The 3,156-nt window shown below is 34.3% G+C and carries 1 protein-coding gene and 2 pseudogenes; 1 reads left to right on the forward strand and 2 read right to left on the reverse strand.

Features of this window, described 5'->3' with window-relative positions; translation table 11 throughout:
- Nucleotides 1–69 precede the first annotated feature (69 nt).
- Nucleotides 70–660 (forward strand): annotated as a pseudogene (locus FS666_RS18965) (metal ABC transporter permease); the annotation flags it as partial.
- Between the two features lie 127 nt (nt 661–787).
- On the opposite strand, the pseudogene FS666_RS20700 reads toward FS666_RS18965, so the two are convergent.
- Together FS666_RS20700 and FS666_RS18975 are read right to left on the reverse strand one after the other, a co-directional pair.
- Nucleotides 788–1,934, reverse strand: a pseudogene (locus FS666_RS20700) (ISL3 family transposase).
- Nucleotides 1,935–2,284: 350 nt separating this feature from the next.
- On the reverse strand, nt 2,285–3,028 hold the full coding sequence (locus FS666_RS18975) for a MerR family transcriptional regulator (protein WP_120076018.1): 744 nt from the start codon (nt 3,026–3,028) through the stop codon (nt 2,285–2,287).
- Between the last annotated feature and the right edge of the window lie 128 nt (nt 3,029–3,156).

The raw sequence follows: 3,156 nt of genomic DNA on the forward strand, positions 1-3,156 counted from the left end.
AGCTATTTTAAGAAAAAGATAGATTAAGAGTAACTATGTCCAAAATTCGGGGGTTAATCCGATACTTTATCCCATGTCTCGTTATCTGGGGTAGCGCTTGGTCTGTTAATTGGCATCAATCCGACATGGACCAATATTCTCGTGGTAATCATTATCGCAACTCTGCTTGCATTTTTGCGTCAAATTTATCGCACATATTCTGAAATTTCGATTGCCATATTAATGTCTGTCGGAATGGCAGTAGCGCTTGTCCTGATGGAAATAAGTGCTGGTGGAATTACATTAAGTGTAACGCAATTTCTATTCGGTTCTATTGTTACTATTCACAAAGAACAAATATGGATGTTACTAGGATTAACGATAATTATCGGATTATTATATTTAATATATCGAAAACCTATGTATGTTCTTACATTTGATGAGGAAACAGCTTTTACAGCTGGCCTGCCTATTAAAACGGTGTCGATTTTGTTTAATGTGTTAACAGGGGTCACAATAGCAGTAATAATGCCGATTGTCGGGGCTTTACTTGTCTCAGCCATTATCATTTTACCTGCAGCTATATCGCTTCGTTTAAGCAAAAGCTTCTACGGTGTCATATTAAATGGAATGGTCATTGCACTTGTCGGCATGTTAAGTGGTTTAGTCACTTCTTATTAATTGGGTACACCACCAGGCGCTTCCATCACAATAATTTTAATGTTGATTTTTGCAATCATAACACTTGCAAAGTACATGTTACATTACTTGAAATTTGGGGTAATCGGAAAATAGTGTAGAAAGAGGGTTAAAAATAACCCTCCTCCATTGCTTTAGTTAGTGTGGAAAAGTCAGCACCATAGATTTCTTCATAGACCCATTCATAGCCTATTTGACCCCAATTTGGGAATTGATCAGGTAACAATTTTCCGAAAGTAGCTTCAACTTCTTTGAATTTCTTTTTCTTTTTTACTTTACGATAACCTTGTGTAAACAATATTTTTGCTCTAAGAGCTTCAAAAGAATAACCACGGCCAATATGGTTCATTGTCTTAATCAAACGATTCAAGGACTCCGTATAGGCGTTTGTAATGGGAGAATTGAAATAGTTGAATATCTCTTTTTCCCAATTATTCATAGACTTAATCAGGTCTTCAAAATAAGTCATTAACTCTTTAGGAACATTTGAAAGCCAGTTTTGGTACAGTTTGTAGCCTTCCTTAATTGATTTAGCTTCATAAATGTCAAAGAACTGCTCTTTAAGTTCGTATGCTTGACCAAGTAAAGGGAACTTATCAGTCCATACTTGCAACTTTATTTGATCATCGAAATCATTTAAATCATCTCGTCTTGTAAGAAGAACATAACGATCTCTCATAAGTTGTCTGCGTTCTTTGACGGTTAGCTTTTCGTATTTTTTCTAACGCTTCATTGGCTAATTTAACAACATGGAACTTATCAATTACGATTTTTGCATGTGGTATCACCGTATTAACAGCACTTTTATATGGATTCCACATATCCATTGCTACGAGTTCAATTTTATCAATATCTTGGAGATTTGAAAGGTGACTGATAACCGTATCTTTATTACGTTTTCGTAAAATGTCAATTACAGACTTGTTTTCAACGTCTGTGATGACACAACGATAGTTTTTGAGTAAATGGACTTCATCTATACCAAGCCATTTAGGAGTTCTAAAATCTGTTTGAGCTTCAAGCTCAGCTACATAATCATTAAAGATATTTCGTACAGTTTTTTCGTCAACGCCTATTTCGTCTGCAACACTGGTAAATGTCTTTTCAAGACTGGTTTCTTGAATCCAAATTAAAAGTCTATTAGTAACAGAACGTTTGACATCCATATCTGGTAAATCTTCAAAAAATGTTTCATTGCATTCACGGCACTTATAACGCTGCCGTTTTATAATTAACCCTACACGTTTAGTGTGCATCGGTAGATCAAAAAGAATAGTTGTTCCTTTTTACCATGTTTGTACAGGTTAGGAATTGCCCCACATTTAGGACAATGTGATGGAGATGGAGTAGTAGACTCTACTAGGAATCTATAATCATATTCACTCTCCTTCATATCGAGAATCTTTAAGTTTGGTAGATTAATCATATTTGTTAACATTTTACTTTCCTTTCAGGACACTTCATTTTTACCAATATGAATAGAAAGAAATTCAAAAAGAGCTGCCGAAACAGCCCTTTGATTTCATATCTTTGGTCAACTAGGTGGAAGGGAATCAAACATTTTAAAAAAGGATACCATTATTATTTATATTATTTGGTATTGGTTCTATTTAATATTTGCCATATAACTAGCTGCTACTTTATTTAGAAAGTAAGTGTAACCCACTTGCCATTGCTCAAGCATATTTCTATGAAAGTCGTCAACGATGAAAAACTCAGTCTGATTTAGAAAGTCTTGCGGCGTTGATGGATGACCTTTTTTTTCTAAAAAGGATAAATGTTCTTTTACACGATCCAAAACTTTTGAATCATTTGGAGAGAAACCTTCTTGTAAGAAATGAATCATATCTTCATTAAATGACTGTGCTTCCATGGCAGAGTCGTTCATCGATTCTACATCAATTGTCTGATTTAAGTCAAAATCATATTCTTCTTTCAAATGTTCGTTTTGGTCTTTTAAGGCTTCTTGCCATTCGTCTTCAGTTTCAAAACCTTTAAACATGGTTTCCATATCTATATCGACTCCTTCTTTGGTATTTTTAATAGAGGAATTGATCGTCCTGATTAGTCCTTTAAATCGATCAATTTTTTGTTCTAGTAAATATTTTTGTTGAATCAACGTATTTTCCCTGTTGATTTCACCATCTAATAATTGTTTTATTTCCTTGAGAGGAAAATCCAACTCTTTATAAAAAAGTATTTGCTGTAATCGTTCTAAATCTTTTTTTCCATATAGGCGATATCCGGCTTCTGTCGTCTGCTCCGGAATCAAAAGACCTATTTTGTGGTAATGGTGTAATGTCTTTACTGTGGTATGAGCTAGTTTTGCAACTTCATGAACGGTATACATTTCTTCTCCTCCTTTCAATGCTCTTTATACTAAAGTATCCTCTAAGGTAAGAGTCAACACATTTATTGTAAAGAATCACTTTGTTCCGTCAAAAACAGGCCTTCTTTATTCAAATTCCTTCAGCGTGA

It is taken from the genome of Siminovitchia fortis (genome assembly GCF_007681465.1).
Taxonomy (GTDB): domain Bacteria; phylum Bacillota; class Bacilli; order Bacillales; family Bacillaceae_C; genus Siminovitchia; species Siminovitchia fortis.